The organism is Demequina sp., assembly GCF_047975725.1.
Classification (GTDB): domain Bacteria; phylum Actinomycetota; class Actinomycetes; order Actinomycetales; family Demequinaceae; genus Demequina.
This window is the reverse complement of the sequence record NZ_JBKEED010000003.1, coordinates 106,038-122,525: the sequence shown is the minus strand read 5'-3', so window position 1 is coordinate 122,525 and position 16,488 is coordinate 106,038. Positions and strand designations below refer to the sequence as shown.

The 16,488-nt window shown below is 67.1% G+C and carries 13 protein-coding genes; 8 read left to right on the top strand and 5 right to left on the bottom strand.

Translation table 11 applies throughout. From position 1 onward, the window contains the following. From ACK5NO_RS00690 to ACK5NO_RS00680, 3 genes are all read right to left on the bottom strand, one after another. A partial coding sequence (locus ACK5NO_RS00690) for a helix-turn-helix domain-containing protein (RefSeq protein ID WP_416810738.1) occupies nucleotides 1–210 on the bottom strand: 210 nt, incomplete at its 3' end. Between the two features lie 113 nt (nucleotides 211–323). Then, the gene (gene ilvD / locus ACK5NO_RS00685) at nucleotides 324–2,021 is read right to left on the bottom strand and encodes a dihydroxy-acid dehydratase (RefSeq protein WP_416810737.1); all 1,698 of its coding nucleotides are present in this window, start codon (nucleotides 2,019–2,021) and stop codon (nucleotides 324–326) included. A 150-nt stretch (nucleotides 2,022–2,171) separates the two neighbouring features. Next, nucleotides 2,172–6,566 carry a cellulase family glycosylhydrolase gene (locus ACK5NO_RS00680; RefSeq protein ID WP_416810736.1) on the bottom strand — a complete coding sequence of 1,465 codons (4,395 nt, stop codon included), beginning with the start codon at nucleotides 6,564–6,566 and terminating at the stop codon, nucleotides 2,172–2,174. Between the two features lie 180 nt (nucleotides 6,567–6,746). Between ACK5NO_RS00680 and ACK5NO_RS00675 the strand changes: the two genes are divergently transcribed. The 5 genes from ACK5NO_RS00675 (at nucleotide 6,747) to ACK5NO_RS00655 (ending at nucleotide 10,875) form a co-directional block, all read left to right on the top strand. Next, nucleotides 6,747–7,529 carry a MerR family transcriptional regulator gene (locus ACK5NO_RS00675; protein WP_416810735.1) on the top strand — a complete coding sequence of 261 codons (783 nt, stop codon included), beginning with the start codon at nucleotides 6,747–6,749 and terminating at the stop codon, nucleotides 7,527–7,529. A 102-nt stretch (nucleotides 7,530–7,631) separates the two neighbouring features. Then, nucleotides 7,632–8,330 (top strand): NADPH-dependent FMN reductase, encoded by a 699-nt coding sequence (locus ACK5NO_RS00670; protein ID WP_416810734.1) that lies wholly within the window; start codon nucleotides 7,632–7,634, stop codon nucleotides 8,328–8,330. A gap of 201 nt (nucleotides 8,331–8,531) precedes the next feature. Then, nucleotides 8,532–9,095 carry an NADPH-dependent FMN reductase gene (locus ACK5NO_RS00665; RefSeq protein ID WP_416810733.1) on the top strand — a complete coding sequence of 188 codons (564 nt, stop codon included), beginning with the start codon at nucleotides 8,532–8,534 and terminating at the stop codon, nucleotides 9,093–9,095. 69 nt (nucleotides 9,096–9,164) lie between these two features. Beyond that, nucleotides 9,165–10,493 carry a cryptochrome/photolyase family protein gene (locus ACK5NO_RS00660; RefSeq protein ID WP_416810732.1) on the top strand — a complete coding sequence of 443 codons (1,329 nt, stop codon included), beginning with the start codon at nucleotides 9,165–9,167 and terminating at the stop codon, nucleotides 10,491–10,493. A 16-nt stretch (nucleotides 10,494–10,509) separates the two neighbouring features. Continuing rightward, nucleotides 10,510–10,875, top strand: a complete 366-nt coding sequence (locus ACK5NO_RS00655; RefSeq protein ID WP_416810731.1) for a DUF1801 domain-containing protein — start codon at nucleotides 10,510–10,512, stop codon at nucleotides 10,873–10,875. Nucleotides 10,876–10,988: 113 nt separating this feature from the next. Here ACK5NO_RS00655 and ACK5NO_RS00650 read toward each other — a convergent pair whose 3' ends face one another. Both ACK5NO_RS00650 and ACK5NO_RS00645 read right to left on the bottom strand, forming a co-directional pair. Next, nucleotides 10,989–11,921 (bottom strand): 2-hydroxyacid dehydrogenase, encoded by a 933-nt coding sequence (locus ACK5NO_RS00650; protein ID WP_416810730.1) that lies wholly within the window; start codon nucleotides 11,919–11,921, stop codon nucleotides 10,989–10,991. Nucleotides 11,922–11,985: 64 nt separating this feature from the next. Continuing rightward, a complete protein-coding gene (locus ACK5NO_RS00645; protein WP_416810729.1) occupies nucleotides 11,986–13,029 on the bottom strand; it encodes a LacI family DNA-binding transcriptional regulator in 1,044 nt (347 codons plus the stop codon). A 125-nt stretch (nucleotides 13,030–13,154) separates the two neighbouring features. On the opposite strand from ACK5NO_RS00645, the gene ACK5NO_RS00640 reads away from it, so the two are divergent. The 3 genes from ACK5NO_RS00640 to ACK5NO_RS00630 are packed head-to-tail and all read left to right on the top strand — an operon-like array spanning nucleotide 13,155 to nucleotide 16,487. Then, on the top strand, nucleotides 13,155–14,510 hold the full coding sequence (locus ACK5NO_RS00640; RefSeq protein ID WP_416810728.1) for an ABC transporter substrate-binding protein: 1,356 nt from the start codon (nucleotides 13,155–13,157) through the stop codon (nucleotides 14,508–14,510). A gap of 44 nt (nucleotides 14,511–14,554) precedes the next feature. Next, on the top strand, nucleotides 14,555–15,598 hold the full coding sequence (locus ACK5NO_RS00635) for a carbohydrate ABC transporter permease (protein WP_416810727.1): 1,044 nt from the start codon (nucleotides 14,555–14,557) through the stop codon (nucleotides 15,596–15,598). 1 nt (nucleotide 15,599) lies between these two features. Further along, entirely contained in the window at nucleotides 15,600–16,487 is an 888-nt protein-coding gene (locus ACK5NO_RS00630) for a carbohydrate ABC transporter permease (RefSeq protein WP_416810726.1), read from the top strand. Nucleotide 16,488: the final 1 nt, after the last annotated feature.

The window sequence follows — 16,488 nt, the reverse complement described above, 5'->3', positions numbered from 1 at the left end:
TGCACGCCGGTCAGCATGGACCGCGCCATAGCCGCCATCACGAAGCCGATGCCGAGCAATCTCACGCGAGACCACCGACTGCGAGCGGCCAATACCGACCGCGATACGCCGATGAGACAGGCCCGAGCGCAACCCGGACTGAATCTCCACCCGCTCAGCCAGCGTCAACGACCGCCCCACCCCAGCACCCACCACTGCAACCCCAGACATCGCACCACCTCCCAGTGATGCATCGACCCTATGAACTCGCCGATCCATTTGACGGGGGAGATCGCCGCTCAAGCGATGAAAATGGATCCATTTGATGGGAAAGGGTGGAGGGGTTAGCCGAGCACGGCACCCTTCGAGGCCGAGCCCACGAGCTTCTGGTACTTGGCGAGCACGCCGCGGGTGTACACGGGAGGCAGCGGCTTCCAGCCCTCCTTGCGCGACTCCATTTCCTCATCGGAGACGTGCACGTCAAGGATGCCGTTGGCCACGTCCAGCGTGATGCGGTCACCGTCACGCACGTAGGCGATAGGGCCACCGTCGACGGCCTCGGGGGCAATGTGACCCACGCACAGGCCGGTGGTGCCGCCGGAGAACCGGCCGTCGGTGACGAGCAGCACGTCCTTGCCCAGCCCTGCGCCCTTGATGGCGGCGGTGATGGCGAGCATCTCGCGCATGCCGGGGCCGCCCTTGGGGCCTTCGTAGCGGATCACGACGCAGTCGCCAGCCTGGATGGTGCCGTCGGCGAGCGCGTCGAGCGCGGCACGCTCGCGGTCGAACACGCGCGCGGTGGCCTCGAACACGTCGTTGTCGAAGCCTGCCGACTTCACGACCGCGCCCTCGGGCGCGAGGGTGCCCTTGAGGATGGTGATGCCGCCGGACTTGTGGATGGGGTTGTTCAGCGCACGCACCACGCGGCCGTCGATGGTCGCGGGCTTGAGCTCGGCCATGTTCTCGGCAAGGGTCTTGCCCGTGACGGTCAGGCAGTCACCGTGCATCAAGCCCGCTTCGAGCAGGGTGTTCATGACGGCGGGGACGCCACCGACGCGGTCAACGTCGTTCATCACGAACTGGCCAAACGGCTTGAGGTCGCCCAGGTGGGGGACGTTGGCGGCCACGCGAGAGAAGTCGTCGAGGGTCAGGTCGACCTCGGCCTCGTGGGCGATCGCGAGCAGGTGCAGCACGGCGTTGGTCGAGCCGCCGAAAGCCATGACCACGGCGATCGCGTTCTCAAACGCCTCCTTGGTCATGATGTCGCGAGCGGTGATGCCCTTGCGCAGCATGCCTACGACGGCCTCGCCCGACTTGTGCGCGTAGTAGTCGCGGCGACGGTCGGGGCTGGGCGGGGAGGCAGAACCGGGGATCGACATACCGAGCGCCTCACCCACGGACGCCATGGTGTTGGCGGTGTACATGCCACCGCACGCGCCCTCACCGGGGCAGATCGCCTTCTCGATGCGCAGGCGGTCCTCTTCACTCATGAGTCCGCGAGCGCACGCGCCCACGGCTTCGAACGCGTCGATGACCGTGACGTCCTTCGAGGTGCCGTCAGTCAGCGTGACGTGGCCGGGCATGATCGAGCCCGCGTACAGGAACACACTCGCGAGGTCCAACCGCGCGGCGGCCATGAGCATGCCAGGCAGCGACTTGTCACAGCCGGCCAACAGCACCGAGCCGTCCAGGCGCTCGGCGCACATCACGGTCTCGACGGAGTCCGCGATCACGTCGCGGGACACGAGCGAGAAGTGCATGCCCTCGTGCCCCATCGAGATGCCGTCTGACACGGAGATGGTCCCGAACTCCAGCGGGTAACCACCTGCGGCGTGCACGCCCTCCTTGGAGGCCTGCGCCAGGCGCTGCAGCGACAGGTTGCAGGGCGTGATCTCGTTCCACGAACTTGCGATGCCAATCTGCGGCTTGGCGAAGTCGTCATCGCCAAGCCCGACGGCGCGGAGCATGCCGCGCGACGCGGTCGCCTCCAGTCCATCGGTGACCTGGCGGGAGCGGGGCTTGATGTCCGGCGTGCTCGTCATAGTCGGGAGTCTAGAACCGGCCGATGCGCTTGCGTGGCATCCGTACGAAAATGGCACTTGCGCTTGACGCAACGTCAACTTTGCGCCACTGGCGTGGCGCACAGCAGTGGTGGGAGGGTCCCCGCCCGGGACCCTCCCACCACGGACGGCTCAGACGTGCCTGCTGCGTGCGCCGAGGACGAGCCCGGCGCCGAGGAGCAACACAGCTCCCGCAGGGATGGCGAGCCACAGTCGCGTGGCTCCCGTCTGCGGCAGTGCACCTTGATCCGAACCATCCGACCCAGCGGCGGCCTCGACGGTGAGCGATGCGAACGCAAGAGCGGCACCGTCGGGGTCGAGCACCAGCAGGGCATAGCCGCCCGCCGCCAGGTCTGCGGGGATGGCAACCGTGCTCGTGAACGTGCCATCGGCGTTCACGGTCACGGTGCCGAGCGTGGTGACCCCGCCCGTGGACACCGACATCCCCGAGAGTCCCGCCAGGGAGTTGTCCACCGCAAGGGTCAGGGCCATGGCCGGCTCAAAGCCGGTACCGGTGACCGTGAGGGAGGAACCTGCGGTCACCACGGTGTCGCTGAGGTGAATGCTCGGAGTTCCTGCCTCTTCACCCGGGTCCACAGGGTCCACAGGGTCCACAGGGTCCACCGACCCATCGCCTGGGTCGATGGAGTCGGGGGCATCGGCCTCGAGGTACCCGAGGCTGACGGTCCCGAAGGTGTGCGTACCCGGGTGCACGCCAATGCCCACTTGCTGGACCTGTGCCATCAAGCTTCGGTAGTCAGCGGAGACGCTCGTGAGGTCAAAGACCATCGTCGCCGGGTCCGCACCTGCATCGAACCAGGTGGCGCCCGCGGGTTTGAGTTGCCCACCCCAGGCCCAAGCGTCGCCGGACTTGAAGGCGATCTCTGGCCCCACCCCCGAGTCGGTCGACAGGAACTCGACCTTCACCTGCAGCGCCGTACTCGCATCGAAGGGCGTGGCGGGCGTGAACATGCACCAGGCCCACTCACCGGAGTCATTGACGATGGTGCCAACGCCGTCCGCACTCGTCACGGTGGCGCCATCCTTGTCACAGGCCCAGGTGCCCGCGGATGCCCCGTCGAAGTCCTCGACGTCGACCCACACCTCGGGCTCGACGGGCACCTCAGGCTCGGCGTCAGCGACCGACGCGTACCGAAGGTTCGCGAAGACGTGCTCACCGGGGTGGACGCCCACGAGGATCTGGCGGACGTCAGTCATGCTCTCGCGATAGGCGGCATCGACGGCGGTGAGGTCAAACTCCACGACGGAGCCCTCCGCACCCGCATCGAACCAGGTCGCGCCCGCGGGTTTGAGCTGCCCGCCCCAGGCCCAATCGTCGCCGGACTTGAAGGCGATCTCTGGCCCCACCCCCGAGTCGGTCGACACGAAGTCCATGAGCAGCGCACTCGCTTGCGACAGGTCGAGGGCTTCATCGAGGGTCAGCGCACACCACGCCCACTCACCGGATGCGTTGGCGAAGGTGCCCACGCCGTCGATGCCGCTGACACTGGCGCCTTCCTTGTCGCACTCCCACGTGGTCCCACCCGTCGCTGCCGAGAACTCATCCACGACCACATCGGGTTGAGCGTCGGCCACGAGACGTAGGTTGTCGAAGGTGTGCGTGCCGCGATGAACGCCGATGCTCACCTTGCGCACATCCGCAAGGCTTGCCTGGTAGTCAGCAGGCAAGCGAGACAGGGTCACCCGTGGAGCGGCATCTCCCGTGAGAGGGGTGTCCCAGACGTCCTCGTCGAGCGCCATCTGCTGCCACGCCCACCCAGCACCGGTCTGGAAGGCGACCTCGGGGTTGGTGCCCGAGTCGGTACCCACGAAGTCGAACGCCAGCGCATCGGCGCCCGACAGATCGAGCGGCGAGGCCGGCTCGAAGCCGCACCAGGCCCAGTCCGCCGCGGTGCTCGCGATCACCAGTTCGCCTGCGACGACCGATGCGGTCGCACCGTCAGAGCACGACCAGCCGGTCGCAGCGGCCGCCTCCCATGCCTCGATCTCCGTCTCGACCACTTCCGGCTCCTGCCCGCCGCTGGCGATGCCGAACCGGAAGTTGTCGAGCTTGTGCACGCCGGTCTGGAGACCGATAGAGAAGGCCTTGGTGTCCGCCATGCTGGCCGCATAGCTCGCGTCGATACCCGTCAGGTCGTAGCTCACCGTCGCCGCCTCGGAGATCCACGTGCCGGACGGCAGTGCCGTCTGGCCGCCCCACTCCCATCCGTCGCCGGCCTTGAACGCCAGCTCGGGATTCATGCCGTCGGTCAACACGACATCAACCTTCATCTCGACGGCACTGGAGAGGTCGTTCGCTGCGGGAAAGGTGTACGTGCACCACGCCCACCCCGAGGGGTTAGTGAAGACGCCAACACCGGCCTCGACGGTGACGGTCGCGTCGTTGTCGCAGGTCCAGCCCTCGGCGCTGCCACCCTCGTAGTCGACCACGACGTCTTCATCGGGGCCTTCCACCGTGCCGCTGAGGTCGTAACGCAGGTTGTCGATGCGGTGCGTGCCCTTTTGCATCCCGATGCCCACTTGGCGCACATCGGTCAACGTGGCGCGGAACTCATCTGTGAAGTCCGCAAACTTGACCGTTGGCGCCGCGTCGCCCGTCGCGGGGTTGGTCCACGTGCCGGGGCTCACCGCGAGCTTCTGCCACGCAAAGTCGTCCCCGGTCTTGATCATGATCTCGGAGTTCATGCCCGAGTCGGAGCCCAGGAAGTCGTAGCGCATGAGGCCGGCCCCCGACAGGTCCAGCGGCTCGTCTGGGGTGTAGAAGCACCAGTCCCAGTCGCCGGTGCCGTTGGTGAAGACACCCACGCCATCCTCGACGCTCACCGTGGTGCCATTGGTGCACTGCCAGGCCGATGCATCGGTCCCGAAGTTCTCCAGCGTCACCCAAGAGTCGTCGCTGGGGGCGACGGAGACCACCACGGTGGCGGCGTTGGACACCCGTCCAGCGCTGTCGCTCACCACATAGGTCAGGGACAGGTCTCCCGCGAAGCCCGCTGCAGGCGTGACCGTGACCGTCCCGGTCGGATCGACGGAAGCCACCGCCGCGCCCACCGAGATCGAGGTTTGCACGCCCGCCGTGTCGGGGTCGAGATCGACCGACGCTGCGTCGACGGTGGCACCACCGTAGGCGATGTCGTTGGCGGTGACATCGAGGGTGGCTTCCGCACCGAAGGCGATGGCAGCCGAGTCGTTGTCCGCGACCGGTGCGATCTGGTCCGAGCCGCCCGCTTGGAGCGCTCCGTAGTTCTGGATTGTCGTGCACACCGGGGACGGACAGTAGACGGTGAAACCGTCATAGTCCGGGTACAGGGTGCCGTCGTCGCGCAGGCCGGACAGGATCCAGTACAGCGATCCAGCCCCATCCGTGTCGATCTGGGTCTGGAGCCACTGCTGGTACACGGCATTGCGGGTGGCCTGGTGCTCCCACCCGAACTCGCCCATGAGCGCTGGCTTGCCCAGCGCATCGGCTGCTGCGTTGTGATCGGCGATCCATTGCGAGCCCCAGGCCGCCTTGGTGGATTCGTCGGCCTCCGGGACCCAGTGGTCGGGATACAGGTGATAGCTCAGGTAGTCGATAGTCGACACCGCTGCCCACGCCTCGGTGTCGACCCCATCGGTGCCGTCGTACTGCCAGTCGGTACCGTCTGCACGGCTAAAGAAGCCCTCGTCGCCGGTGGCCACCAGGTGGTTCGCATCGATCGACTTGATGTACGAGGACATCTCCTGGATCCACGGCGTGATGGTGTCCGCGTCACAGCCAGCATCGCGAGGGAATAGCCCCGATCCCCATGACAGGTCTGCCGGGCCACCATCGCCAATGCAGCGGGGCTCATTGGCCAGTTCCCACGTCATGATGGTGGGGTCGTCCTTGTAGACCTTGCCCGTGACCGTGTTGACGCGGTTCAGGAGGGCGTCGACGTATTCCTTGTACCAACCCTTGACGACCTCGTTGGTGTAGAAGTCGTCGTGGGTGTCGACGTCCTCACCAGCGGCCTGTGCCCAGAGCAAGTACTGGTCCATGCCGCCAAAGGCACCCCAGTTGTTCGTCAGCGGCAGCACCAGCCTGAGCCCGTGGGCCTCGGCGCGCGCGATCACCATGTCGAGCTGCTCTAATCCCGTCTCGCCGGTGTTGATCGCCACGTCGTCGGCGACATCGTCCCAATACTGGAAGTAGACGCCCTTGTCCTTGTCGACCAGCGTCGCCACCTCCGTCGACGCCCCTGGCGAGCCGATCCCGAAGAAGCCCCACACCCGCATGGTGTTGAAGCCTGCGTCTTCGGCGGCGGCGAAGACCTGATCTGTCATGTACTCGCTCGAGTACATCGGGTAGTAGTTGTTCGAGCCCAGGACATGGAACTCCTCGCCCGCGAGCATGAAGTCAGTGCCTTGGGTGTAGATGAACTCACTGGCGGGTTCGGGTGCTGCGGTGGCTGCTGTGGGCGCGATGGCGAGCGTCAGTGCTGCCAGAGCGCCACAAGCGAATCCAGTGCGGCGACGGTGCTGCATGGAAAATCCCCTCGGGTCGTCATTGACTCGGCGACCGCCAAGCGGTCGCTCAATCGTTTAAGCGCATTGGCTTAAGCGATTAAGGTAGTGGGGAGTCGGAGCGAGCGCAACCCCTCCCCCGGGAAGCTCGCCATTTCGAGACTTGCACTTGACGCGGCGTCAACTTCTACGCTGGGTGACATGACCCGCTCCCCCGCCACCGCATCGGCCGCTACCGATCTCGATATCGCCGCCGTCGCCCGCATGACGGGCGTCACGAGCCGCACGCTGCGCCACTACGACGCCATCGGCCTGCTCGCCCCAGCATGGACCGGCGCCGACGGACGCCGCCACTACGGACGCGCTGAACTGCTGCGCCTGCAACACATCCTCGTGCTGCGCGAACTCGGCACCGCCCTCGATCGGATAGCCGCGATCGTCGACTCCGACGACCCGACCATCACCCTCGCGCACCTGCGCGACCACCTCGCTGGCCTGACGGCCGAGCGCGACCGCTACGCCCGGCTCGCCGCGACCGTCGCCCGCACCATCGACTCACTCCAGAAGGGCACCCCCATGACGAACGAAGAGATCCTCGACGGCTTCGAGCACGAGCACTACGAGCCAGAGGCCCGCGAGCGCTGGGGCGACGACGCCGTCGACCGCTCCAACGAGCGGTGGGCCGCCCTGGGCAAGGACGGCCAACAGCGCCACCTCGACACGCACCGCGAGGTGGTGGAGGCGCTTGGCGCTGCCATCCGCGTGGGCTTCGCGCCCGAGTCCGATGAGGTCCAGGAGATCGTCGCCCGCCACTACCAATGGGTTTCCCTGTTTTGGACCCCCAACGCCGAGACGTATCGCGGTCTGACTCAGATGTATGTCGACGACGAGCGGTTCCGCATGAACTACGACGAGGTGGCCCCCGGCGCGGCCGCGCTGTTGCGTGATGCCGCCGCCATCTACGCAAAGCGCGAGCTCACCTGACACGACTTTCGCACTTGCGGGAATACGTCGCCCTCCGCCTAGGTTGGACCGGCCAGCGCCGCTTGCAGGTCCCCAAGGCGGCCACGACCGAAAGGCACGCGGATGACCACGCTGGGCGTTCTCATCGGCCCCTTGTCCTCCTCGCGCGCGACACGTCACGTCTCGCGCCTGCTGCACGAAGTGGTCCCGAGCCACGTGCGACTGGTCGAGCTCGACCCGCAGGGGCTGCCCCACCACGCGCCCTATACCGACGTGGTGCCTGCCACCACGGGAGTCCAGTGGAAGCGCGACGTTGCGCAGCTCGACGGACTCCTGGTGCTCACCCCGTGCCACGAACGCTCCATCCCCGGCGTACTCAAGAACGCGCTCGACTGGGCTGGCGGCACCGTCGCCCCCAACGCGCTCACCGGCCTGCCGGTCGTGATCGCGGGCATGGGCTGCGAGGCCGCTGCGAGGTTCTCCGCCATTCAGCACCTGCGCACCGTGCTCACCGACGCGGGCGCCGTGCTGAAGTCCCAGCCCGAGATGATGCTCCACGTCGAGGACGACAGCTTTGACGAGTCCGGCTCGTGCGTCGACAACGCGCTGCGCGGCGACGCGATTGAGCTGCTCAGCATTGCGGCCGGCTTTGTGGCCCACCAGACCCGCGCCGGGATCGTGCGCGGACACCTCGCGGCGGTGGAGAGTTCCTTGGTCGGCGACGACTCGATCGTGACGCAGGTCCTCGCCGCAGCACCAGGCCCCGAAAGCCCACGGCTCGGCGTGCCCACCGCCCCGCTGCCGCGCCCCTCGGTCGCCTGAGCACCTCCACCCCCGGTTGATACCCGTCTCGACAGGTTCTCGCCCCTCCAAGCGCCCCTGATACCCGTGCGCGCGAGCCAGCCACCGCATCGGCCGCAAAAAACACCCGTAGCGGAATACTTGAAACATCACGTATTGTTGGACCCGTTGTCGGCGGCGTCGTCGACGATCCCCCACCCCCGTCTCCGGAAGGACTCCGCCATGCCCCGCATCGGAATCATCGTCGGCTCCATCGCCGCCCACTCCATCAACCGCAAGGTCGCCGGCGTTTTGACCCAGCTCGCCGCCGACCAGGCCGACTTCGAGTTCATCGAGATCGCCGACCTGCCGCTGTACGACCACGGCCTCGACGGCTCGTGGCCCGAGGTCGCGACCTCCTTCAAGGAGCAGGTCGAGTCGGTCGACGGCATCATCATCGTGACCCCCGAGTACTCGCGTTCCATCCCTGGCGCCCTCAAGAACGCCCTCGACTGGGCATCGCGTCCGTGGGGCCAGAACTCCTTCACGAACAAACCCGTCGCCGTCATGGGCGCCTCGATCAGCCCCATCGGCACCGCGCTCGCGCAGTCGCACCTGCGTTCGATCCTCGCGCACTTCTCCGCCCCCACGCTGGGCCAGCCGGAGACGTTCTTCCACTACCGCGCGGACGCGTTCGGCCCCGATGGCTCGCTCCAGGACGAGGCCCAGGTCGCCGTCCTGACCACCTTCGTCAACGCCGCCGTCGCGCACATCGAGTCGCACGCAGCCGTGGGCGCGAACGCCTAAAGCACCACACACGCGTCACGAGGCGGCCGTCCGGGAACACCCGGGCGGCCGTTTCGCGTTGTGCCTGCCATGACGTCACTGTGGTGGGCTCGGCGCGACCTGCGTCTCCATGACAATCCCGCCCTTCTCGAGGCCCAGAGAACGGCCGATGCGGCGGCTGTCTTCGCGTGGACGCCCGCCTTGCACTGGTGGTCCGGGCGGCGTAGCGCTCACCTTGCGCGCTCGCTGTGGTCCCTGCGCGAGGACACCGGCGGGGCCTTAGCCGTGCGGCGAGGCGAGGCCGCGCAGGTGGTACTAGCGGCGGCACGTCAGGTCGATGCGCGAGTCGTGTTCGCCGCCCAAGAGTTCAGTCCCGCTGGGGTTGCCGAGCAGGGCGCCGTCGCGGCCGCCCTCGAGGCCGACGGCAGGCACGTGGAGTTTGTCGGCTCGCCCTACGCCGTCGCACCCGGGCGTGTACTCAAGTCCGACGGGACCCCCTACCGCGTGTTCACGCCCTTCCTGGAGTCGTGGCGCGCGCACGGGTGGCGTGCACCCGCCATCCCCGCCTCTCCAGACCGGCTCGCGCGGCTCGCGCCCGCCGACAACGATGTCGATCTCGACCTGCACGCCGCCCACTGCGATGCCACTGACCCCGTGTACCCCCAAGTCGAGTTCCGCGAGGCTCGCCTGCTCGAGGCCGCCGAGGACTTTGTCGCGCACGACGTCGAGCGCTACGCCGCTGAGCGCGACCGGCCCGACCTCGATGCGACGTCTCACCTGTCGCGCGAGCTCGCCTTTGGCCAGATTCATCCGCGCACGCTGCTCGGGATGCTGTCGCCGCTGCGCAATGAGGGTGCCCGGGTGTTCCAGTCGCAACTGGCATGGCGCGAGTTCCATGCGGACACGCTGTGGCACGCACCGCAGGCTCAGCGTCATTCGTTGACGGTCGTCCTGGACGAGGACGACTGGGCCCACGGCGCCGCGGCAGACGCGGCTTTCGCCGCCTGGCGCGAAGGCCGCACAGGATTCACCCTGGTCGATGCGGGAATGCGCCAACTGGCCCAGACCGGGTGGATGCACAACCGGGTGCGGATGGTGGTGGCGAGCTTCCTGGTGAAGGACCTGCGCGTGCCGTGGCAGCGCGGCGCGGAGCACTTCCGTCGAACACTGCTCGACTACGACCACGCCCAAAACCAACTGAACTGGCAGTGGGTAGCGGGCACGGGACGCGACGCCTCGCCGTTCTTCCGCATCTTCAATCCACGCACCCAACTCGAGCGCTTTGACCCCCACCTGCGCTACGTCCAGCGCTGGATTCCGGAACTCGACACCCCGGCATATCCCGCGCCCATGATCGATCACCGCGAGGCGCGCGAGACGACGCTCCACCTCTACCACCAGGCGAAAGCCCGCAGGTAGCGGTACGGTCGGGGGCATGGCAAGCGACGAGGTTCAGCGGTGGATGAGCCGCTGGGACAACCCGGTGAAAGAGGTCGTCGAACGCATCCGCCAGATCATCCTCGCCAGTGACGACCGCATCGAAGAGATCATCAAGTGGGACACCCCCACCTTTGTCTACAAGGGCGACCTCGCGAGCTTCTTCCCCAAGGCCACACACCACGCAGTCGTGATGTTCCACCACGGCGCAAAAATCCCCGGGAGCTTTCCCCACCTGGAGGGCAAGACGTCGGACGGACGCGTGATGCGCATCGTCTCGATTGCGGAGGCCGAGGAGCGACGCGACGAGCTCAACGCGATCGTGCAGTCGTGGATTGCTTGGCGGGATTCCGCGCGCCCCTGATCCCACACGCCTCACCGGCTCCTGACGCCCCGCCCCACCGGTTGATACCCGTCTCGACGCCATTCGCGCGCCGTGTGCGCACCTGATGATAGCCGCGCGAACGCGGCAGGGCGCTAGGCCACGACGTTGACGGGCGCTTCGCCCGCCACAAGTGCGAGGATCTGTCGCCTCACGAGATCCAGGTATCGCCGGTCAGTGAGTTGAGCGAAGCCGGCGATGTGTGGCACCACGATGCACCCGGGCGCACGCCACAGCGGGTGCCCGTCCGGGAGCGGTTCGGGGTCAGTGACGTCAAGTGCGGCACGCAGCCGGCCCGCCTGGAGTTCGACCAACAGCGCGTCGGTGTCCACCACGGGCCCACGCCCCACGTTGACCAGCAGCGCACCGTCGGGCATCGCCGCAAGAAACACCTCGTTGACCATGCGGTCGGTCGAGTCGTCGTGCGGGGTCACGATGACCACAATCTCGAACTTCCCCAAGATCGCTGGCAGATCTGCCACCGCATGCACCACCGTGCCATCGGGAGCCACCCGAGCCGTCCGGCCCACCCCCTCGACAAGCGCTTCGCAGGCACGCATCCGGGCCCCGATCGCGCTGCCGATGGACCCGTACCCGACGATCAACACGCGCCGGTCCGCGAGAGAGGGCGCCGTCTCCCACGGCTCCCACGTCTGGCGCCGCTGCGCGTCAATAAACTGAGGCAAGCCACGCTGGCTCGCGAGTGCGAGCGTCAGCGCCATCTCTGCTGTCCGCGTGTCGTGCACCCCCTGCGCATTGCACAGCGCGACACCCTCGGGCACGAACGGCAGCGCATGCTCATAGCCGGCCGAGGCGATCTGGATGGCGCGTAGCGCCGGCAACACGCCAAGCCTGCCGTACACGGTGCGGCCACCCGTGCGATGTGCCAGGCATGCCAGGCCGATGCGGTCGCGCTCGGCCTCGGGTGCATCGGCCTCAGCGGGGTTCCACACGATCACCCGAACGTCCGGCCCCACCTCCCCCAGCGCATCGGCGATGTCCTGGGACGGCACGGAGACGGTGATCATCGCCCCAGTCTGTCACCCCCTCACGAGGAAAATGGATCCATTTGACGGGGAGAGGGCGCTCACCTCACGAGGAAAATGGATCCATTTGACGGGGAGGGGTGGCGCGGCGCACGAGCGCCGGCGGCGGCGCCGAGGTGCCACGCACCACGAGCTCCGTGCTCATGCGCACGTGCGGCTCGCGCTCAACGCCGTGAATGATGTCGAGCAGCATCCGCATGGCCTCGGCACCCATCGCCTTCATCGGCTGGCGCACGGTCGACAGCGCGGGCGTGGCGAGGGCCGCCTCAGGAACGTCGTCAAAGCCCACCACTGACAGGTCCTCGGGAACGCGCAGTCCGTGCTCCTGGGCGACCTCAACGGCACGAATGGCCGTCACGTCGTTGGCGGCGAAGATGGCGGTGGGGCGCTCGTCGAGAGCCAGCAACTCCGCGGTCACCTCGGCCGCGCGGTCGGGAACGTAACGCGTCTCGCGCACGAGCGCGGGGTCGATGGGAATGCCGGCCTCGGCCATGGCATTGCGGTAGCCCGCCTCGCGCAAGTGCGCCGAGTCGAGCTCGGAGCGGCCGCCAAGGAAGGCAATCCGGGTATGCCCCAACGAGATGAGGTGGTCGGTCGCCTGCTCGGCGCCCGTGAAACTGTCGGCGTCGATGGTGGGCAGTCGGTTGGGCCCGTAGTGCGGGTCGACGGCCACCACGGGGATGATGGTGCGCGCGTCGAGCACCGTGGGCGTGACGAGCACCGCCCCCGCGATCAGCGTGCCACCCAGGCGCGCGAGAGAACGCCGCTCCCAGCCGTGCTGATCGCCTCCCGAGTGGGCAAGGAGCTCGTACCCTGAGCCTTCGGCCGCTGCCGCGGCTCCCTTGATGAGTTCGGCACTGAAGGGCTCGAAGCTCGCCACCAGGATGCCCAGCACGTTGGTCTGCTGCATGCGCAGACTTGACGCAGACAGGTTGCCCGCGTAGCCCATCTCCTCGATGACGGCCTGCACCAGGGAGACCGTCTCTTTCGCCACCCCGTACCTGCCGTTGACCACCTTGGACACGGTGGCCACGGAAACGCCCGCCTTGGCGGCGACGTCGGCCATCTTCACCCTCGGAGCTGGTTCCATGTCGGACATGCTACAGCCGCCCTCCGTGCGTGACGAAATCGTTATCGAAAACGTTTGACATCCTTCAGACGCGACTGCAACACTTCCCGTGTTCGGCTGGTCAACGAGGACTGAAAGGAACGGACATGGCGAACATTCGCAAGGCGAGCGCAGCAGTCGCATTCGCAGCATCGGCCGCCCTCATGCTTGCAGCGTGCAGCACCGACGGCACTGAGACGGAGCCCACCGATACGGGCACCACCGGCACCACTGAAGGCTCCAACGAACCCGTCACCCTCACGTGGTGGCACAACGCCGTGGCAGGAGACAACGGCGAAAACGACCTGGGCGACTACTGGCAGAAGCTCGCCGACGACTACATGGCGGCTAACCCCCACGTCACCATCGAGATCGAGCAGATCCAGAACGAGGACCTACAGAAGACCCGCATCCCCTTGGCTCTGCAGTCGGGCGACGCTCCCGACCTGTTCCAGGCCTGGGGCGGTGGCGAGCTCGCCACTCAGGTGGAGTCGGGCTACCTCATGGACCTGACCGAGGTGCTGGCGGACGACATCGAACGTCTGGGCGGCGGTGTCGCCCCGTGGCAGTACGAGGGCAGCACCTACGGCCTTCCCTTCCAGTTTGGCGTCGAGGGCATCTGGTACCGCAAGTCGCTGTTCGAGCAGGCTGGCATTACCGCTGAGCCCACCACGATGGCCGAGCTTGGCGAGGCCGTTCAGGCTCTGAAGGATGCGGACATCACGCCCATCGCTGTGGGTGCGGCCGACGGCTGGCCCGCGGCGCACTGGTGGTACAACTTTGCGCTGCGTTCGTGCTCGCAGGACGTCATGCAGGCGGCCGGCACGACGTTTGACTTCTCGGACCCCTGCTGGGTTGAGGCGGGCGACCAGCTCGAGGAGTTCCTGGGCACCGAGCCCTTCCAGGACCAGTTCATCTCCACGGTCGCGCAGACCGGCGCCACCTCCTCCGCTGGCCTCGTGGCCACCGGCGAGGCCGCGATGGAGCTCATGGGCCAGTGGAACGTGTTCGTCTACGAGGGCTTCACTGACGGCACCGACGAGGGCCTCGCCGCCCTGCACGATGACCTTGGTTGGTTCCCGATGCCCGCGACCGAAGGCGGCGAAGGTGACCCCACCGCCGCGCTGGGTGGCGGCGACGGCTTCTCGTGCTACGTGGACGCCCCGGCCGAGTGCGCCGACTTCCTGTCGTTCATCATGAGCGACGAGAACCAGGCTGGTTACACCGAGGCCACGGGCGCTCTGCCCGTCGCCCCCGCAGCGGCCGAGGCCGTGAGCAACCCCGTCCTGGTCGAACTCGCCCAGGTCGCCGGTAACGCAGGCTACGTGCAGCTGTGGCTCGACACCTCGTTCGGCACCAACGTCGGAGGCGCCATGAACGACGGCATCGTCGGCATCTTCGCCGGGACAGGCACCTCTCAGGACGTGGTGGACCTCATGACCGCCGCCGCCCTGACCCAGTAATCACCCGCCCGTCCCCCCCCGAATCAAGAAAGCGAGGCTCCCTGGTGACTGCACTAGAGGCCTCGGGTACGGGCAACGCCCCCGTCGTCGGCGCTCAGGCGCCGGCGACGGGGTCGGACCCAGTGACCCCCGCCACGACCCGCCCCCGCCGTGACCGCCGCAAGTGGCTCGAAATCGCCATCTTCGTCGGTCCCGCCCTCCTGATCTTCCTCGCGTTCGTCGTCTTCCCCATGGTGATGGCCGCGCGATACAGCTTCTATAAGTGGGACTCCCGCCAGCCGTTCGAGCTGGCCGAGTTCATCGGCTTCGACAACTACACCCGCGCACTCGTGGGTGGTACCGATCCCGAGACCAAGGACATCTTCTGGAAGGCCTACGCCCAGCCCTTCTGGAACGCGGTCGGCAACAACGCCCAGATCATCGCCCTGTCGATGCTGGTGCAGCTGCCCATCGCGATGGTCGTGGCGTTGGTGCTCAATCGGAAGTTCCCCGGACGCTCTGCCGTCCGCCTGGTGATCTTCGCCCCCTACGTCCTGGCTGAGGTCACCGCTGGCCTCATGTGGATGATGCTGCTGGACCCGCGCGGCCCCGTCACCGAAATGGTGCAGGGATTGGGGCTACCGGTCCCAGGGCAAGGGTGGCTTGAGGATCCCCAGTGGGGCTTCTGGACCTTCTTCTTCATCGTGTCGTGGAAGTACATCGGACTCGCGATCATCCTGTTCCTCGCCGGCCTGTCGGGGGTCTCCCCCGAACTACAAGAGGCAGCCTCGATCGATGGCGCGAGCTGGTGGCAGGTCCAGTGGCGTATCAACATCCCGCTCATTGGCCCGACGGTGCGCGTGTGGGCGTTCCTGTCGATCATCGGCTCGATTCAGCTGTTCGACATGGCGTGGATTCTCAACCGCGGTGGCTCGACGGACCAATACGCCACCATCGCCACGCTCATGGTCGACACGGGCACGCAGCGCAACGACGGCGGTTACGCCTCCGCGCTCGCCATCATCATGTTCGTCATTTCTATGGTTGCGGCCCTGCTCTACATGGGCTTCGTGATGCGCCGCGACACCGCCGACTCGAAGGGGGCCTGACATGTCTGTCGACATCACCCGCCCGCGAACCTCATCGGCTGAGGGCCGCTCACGGACCCCGCGCCGCACCATGGGCGACTCGTCCATCGCCATCACCATCTTGGTGGCCCTGATCGCCGTGGGCCTCACGCTCGGACCCATGATCTACCTGGGCCTTGGCGGCTTCCGCTCCAACGGACAGATCGCGGCGGACCCGTCCGCCCTGCCCGACCCGTGGGTCTGGCAGAACTACTGGAACATTCTCACCAAGGCTGGCTTCTGGAAGTACACGCTCAACTCGCTGATCATTTCCTCGGCGACCACCCTGGGCGTGGTCGTCTTCGGCACCATGGCCGCCTATCCCCTGGCGCGCTACCGCTTCAAGGGCCGCGAGGGCATCTTCCTGGTCTTCACGGCGGGCCTCATGTTCCCCCTCACGGTCGCGATCTTCCCGCTGTTCCTGCTGTTGCAGGACCTGGGCCTCAAGGGCATGTGGGGACTGATCATCCCGCAGGTGGCGTTTGCGCTGCCCGTGACCGTCATCATCATGCGACCCTTCCTCGCAGCGCTCCCGAGCGAGCTCGAGGAGGCGGCCTTCATGGACGGGCTCACGCGCGTGGGCTTCTTCTTCCGCATGGTGATCCCGCTAGCCAAGCCCGGCATGGTCACGGTGGGCGTGCTCGCCTTCCTCGGATCGTGGAACGCCTACCTGCTGCCCCTCGTGGTGCTCACCGGTCGTGACGCGCCCAAGACTCTGCCGCTGGGCGTCACCGAGTTCCAGGGCCAGAACGCCGCGGACTTCGCGGGCATCATGGCCTACACCTTCCTCGCGATGATCCCCGCGCTCGTGTTCTTCCTCATGATGGAGCGGCGCATCGTCGACGGGCTCAGCGGAGCGGTGAAGGGATAGC

Coding starts and splice junctions, on each gene's coding strand:
- ACK5NO_RS00675 (WP_416810735.1), top strand. CDS start 6,747: ATGACCCGCTCCCCCGCCACCGCATCGGCCGCTACCGATCTCGATATC.
- ACK5NO_RS00660 (WP_416810732.1), top strand. CDS start 9,165: ATGACGTCACTGTGGTGGGCTCGGCGCGACCTGCGTCTCCATGACAAT.
- ACK5NO_RS00655 (WP_416810731.1), top strand. CDS start 10,510: ATGGCAAGCGACGAGGTTCAGCGGTGGATGAGCCGCTGGGACAACCCG.
- ACK5NO_RS00680 (WP_416810736.1), bottom strand. CDS start 6,566: ATGCAGCACCGTCGCCGCACTGGATTCGCTTGTGGCGCTCTGGCAGCA.
- ACK5NO_RS00665 (WP_416810733.1), top strand. CDS start 8,532: ATGCCCCGCATCGGAATCATCGTCGGCTCCATCGCCGCCCACTCCATC.
- ACK5NO_RS00670 (WP_416810734.1), top strand. CDS start 7,632: ATGACCACGCTGGGCGTTCTCATCGGCCCCTTGTCCTCCTCGCGCGCG.
- ilvD (WP_416810737.1), bottom strand. CDS start 2,021: ATGACGAGCACGCCGGACATCAAGCCCCGCTCCCGCCAGGTCACCGAT.
- ACK5NO_RS00650 (WP_416810730.1), bottom strand. CDS start 11,921: ATGATCACCGTCTCCGTGCCGTCCCAGGACATCGCCGATGCGCTGGGG.
- ACK5NO_RS00630 (WP_416810726.1), top strand. CDS start 15,600: ATGTCTGTCGACATCACCCGCCCGCGAACCTCATCGGCTGAGGGCCGC.
- ACK5NO_RS00645 (WP_416810729.1), bottom strand. CDS start 13,029: ATGGAACCAGCTCCGAGGGTGAAGATGGCCGACGTCGCCGCCAAGGCG.
- ACK5NO_RS00640 (WP_416810728.1), top strand. CDS start 13,155: ATGGCGAACATTCGCAAGGCGAGCGCAGCAGTCGCATTCGCAGCATCG.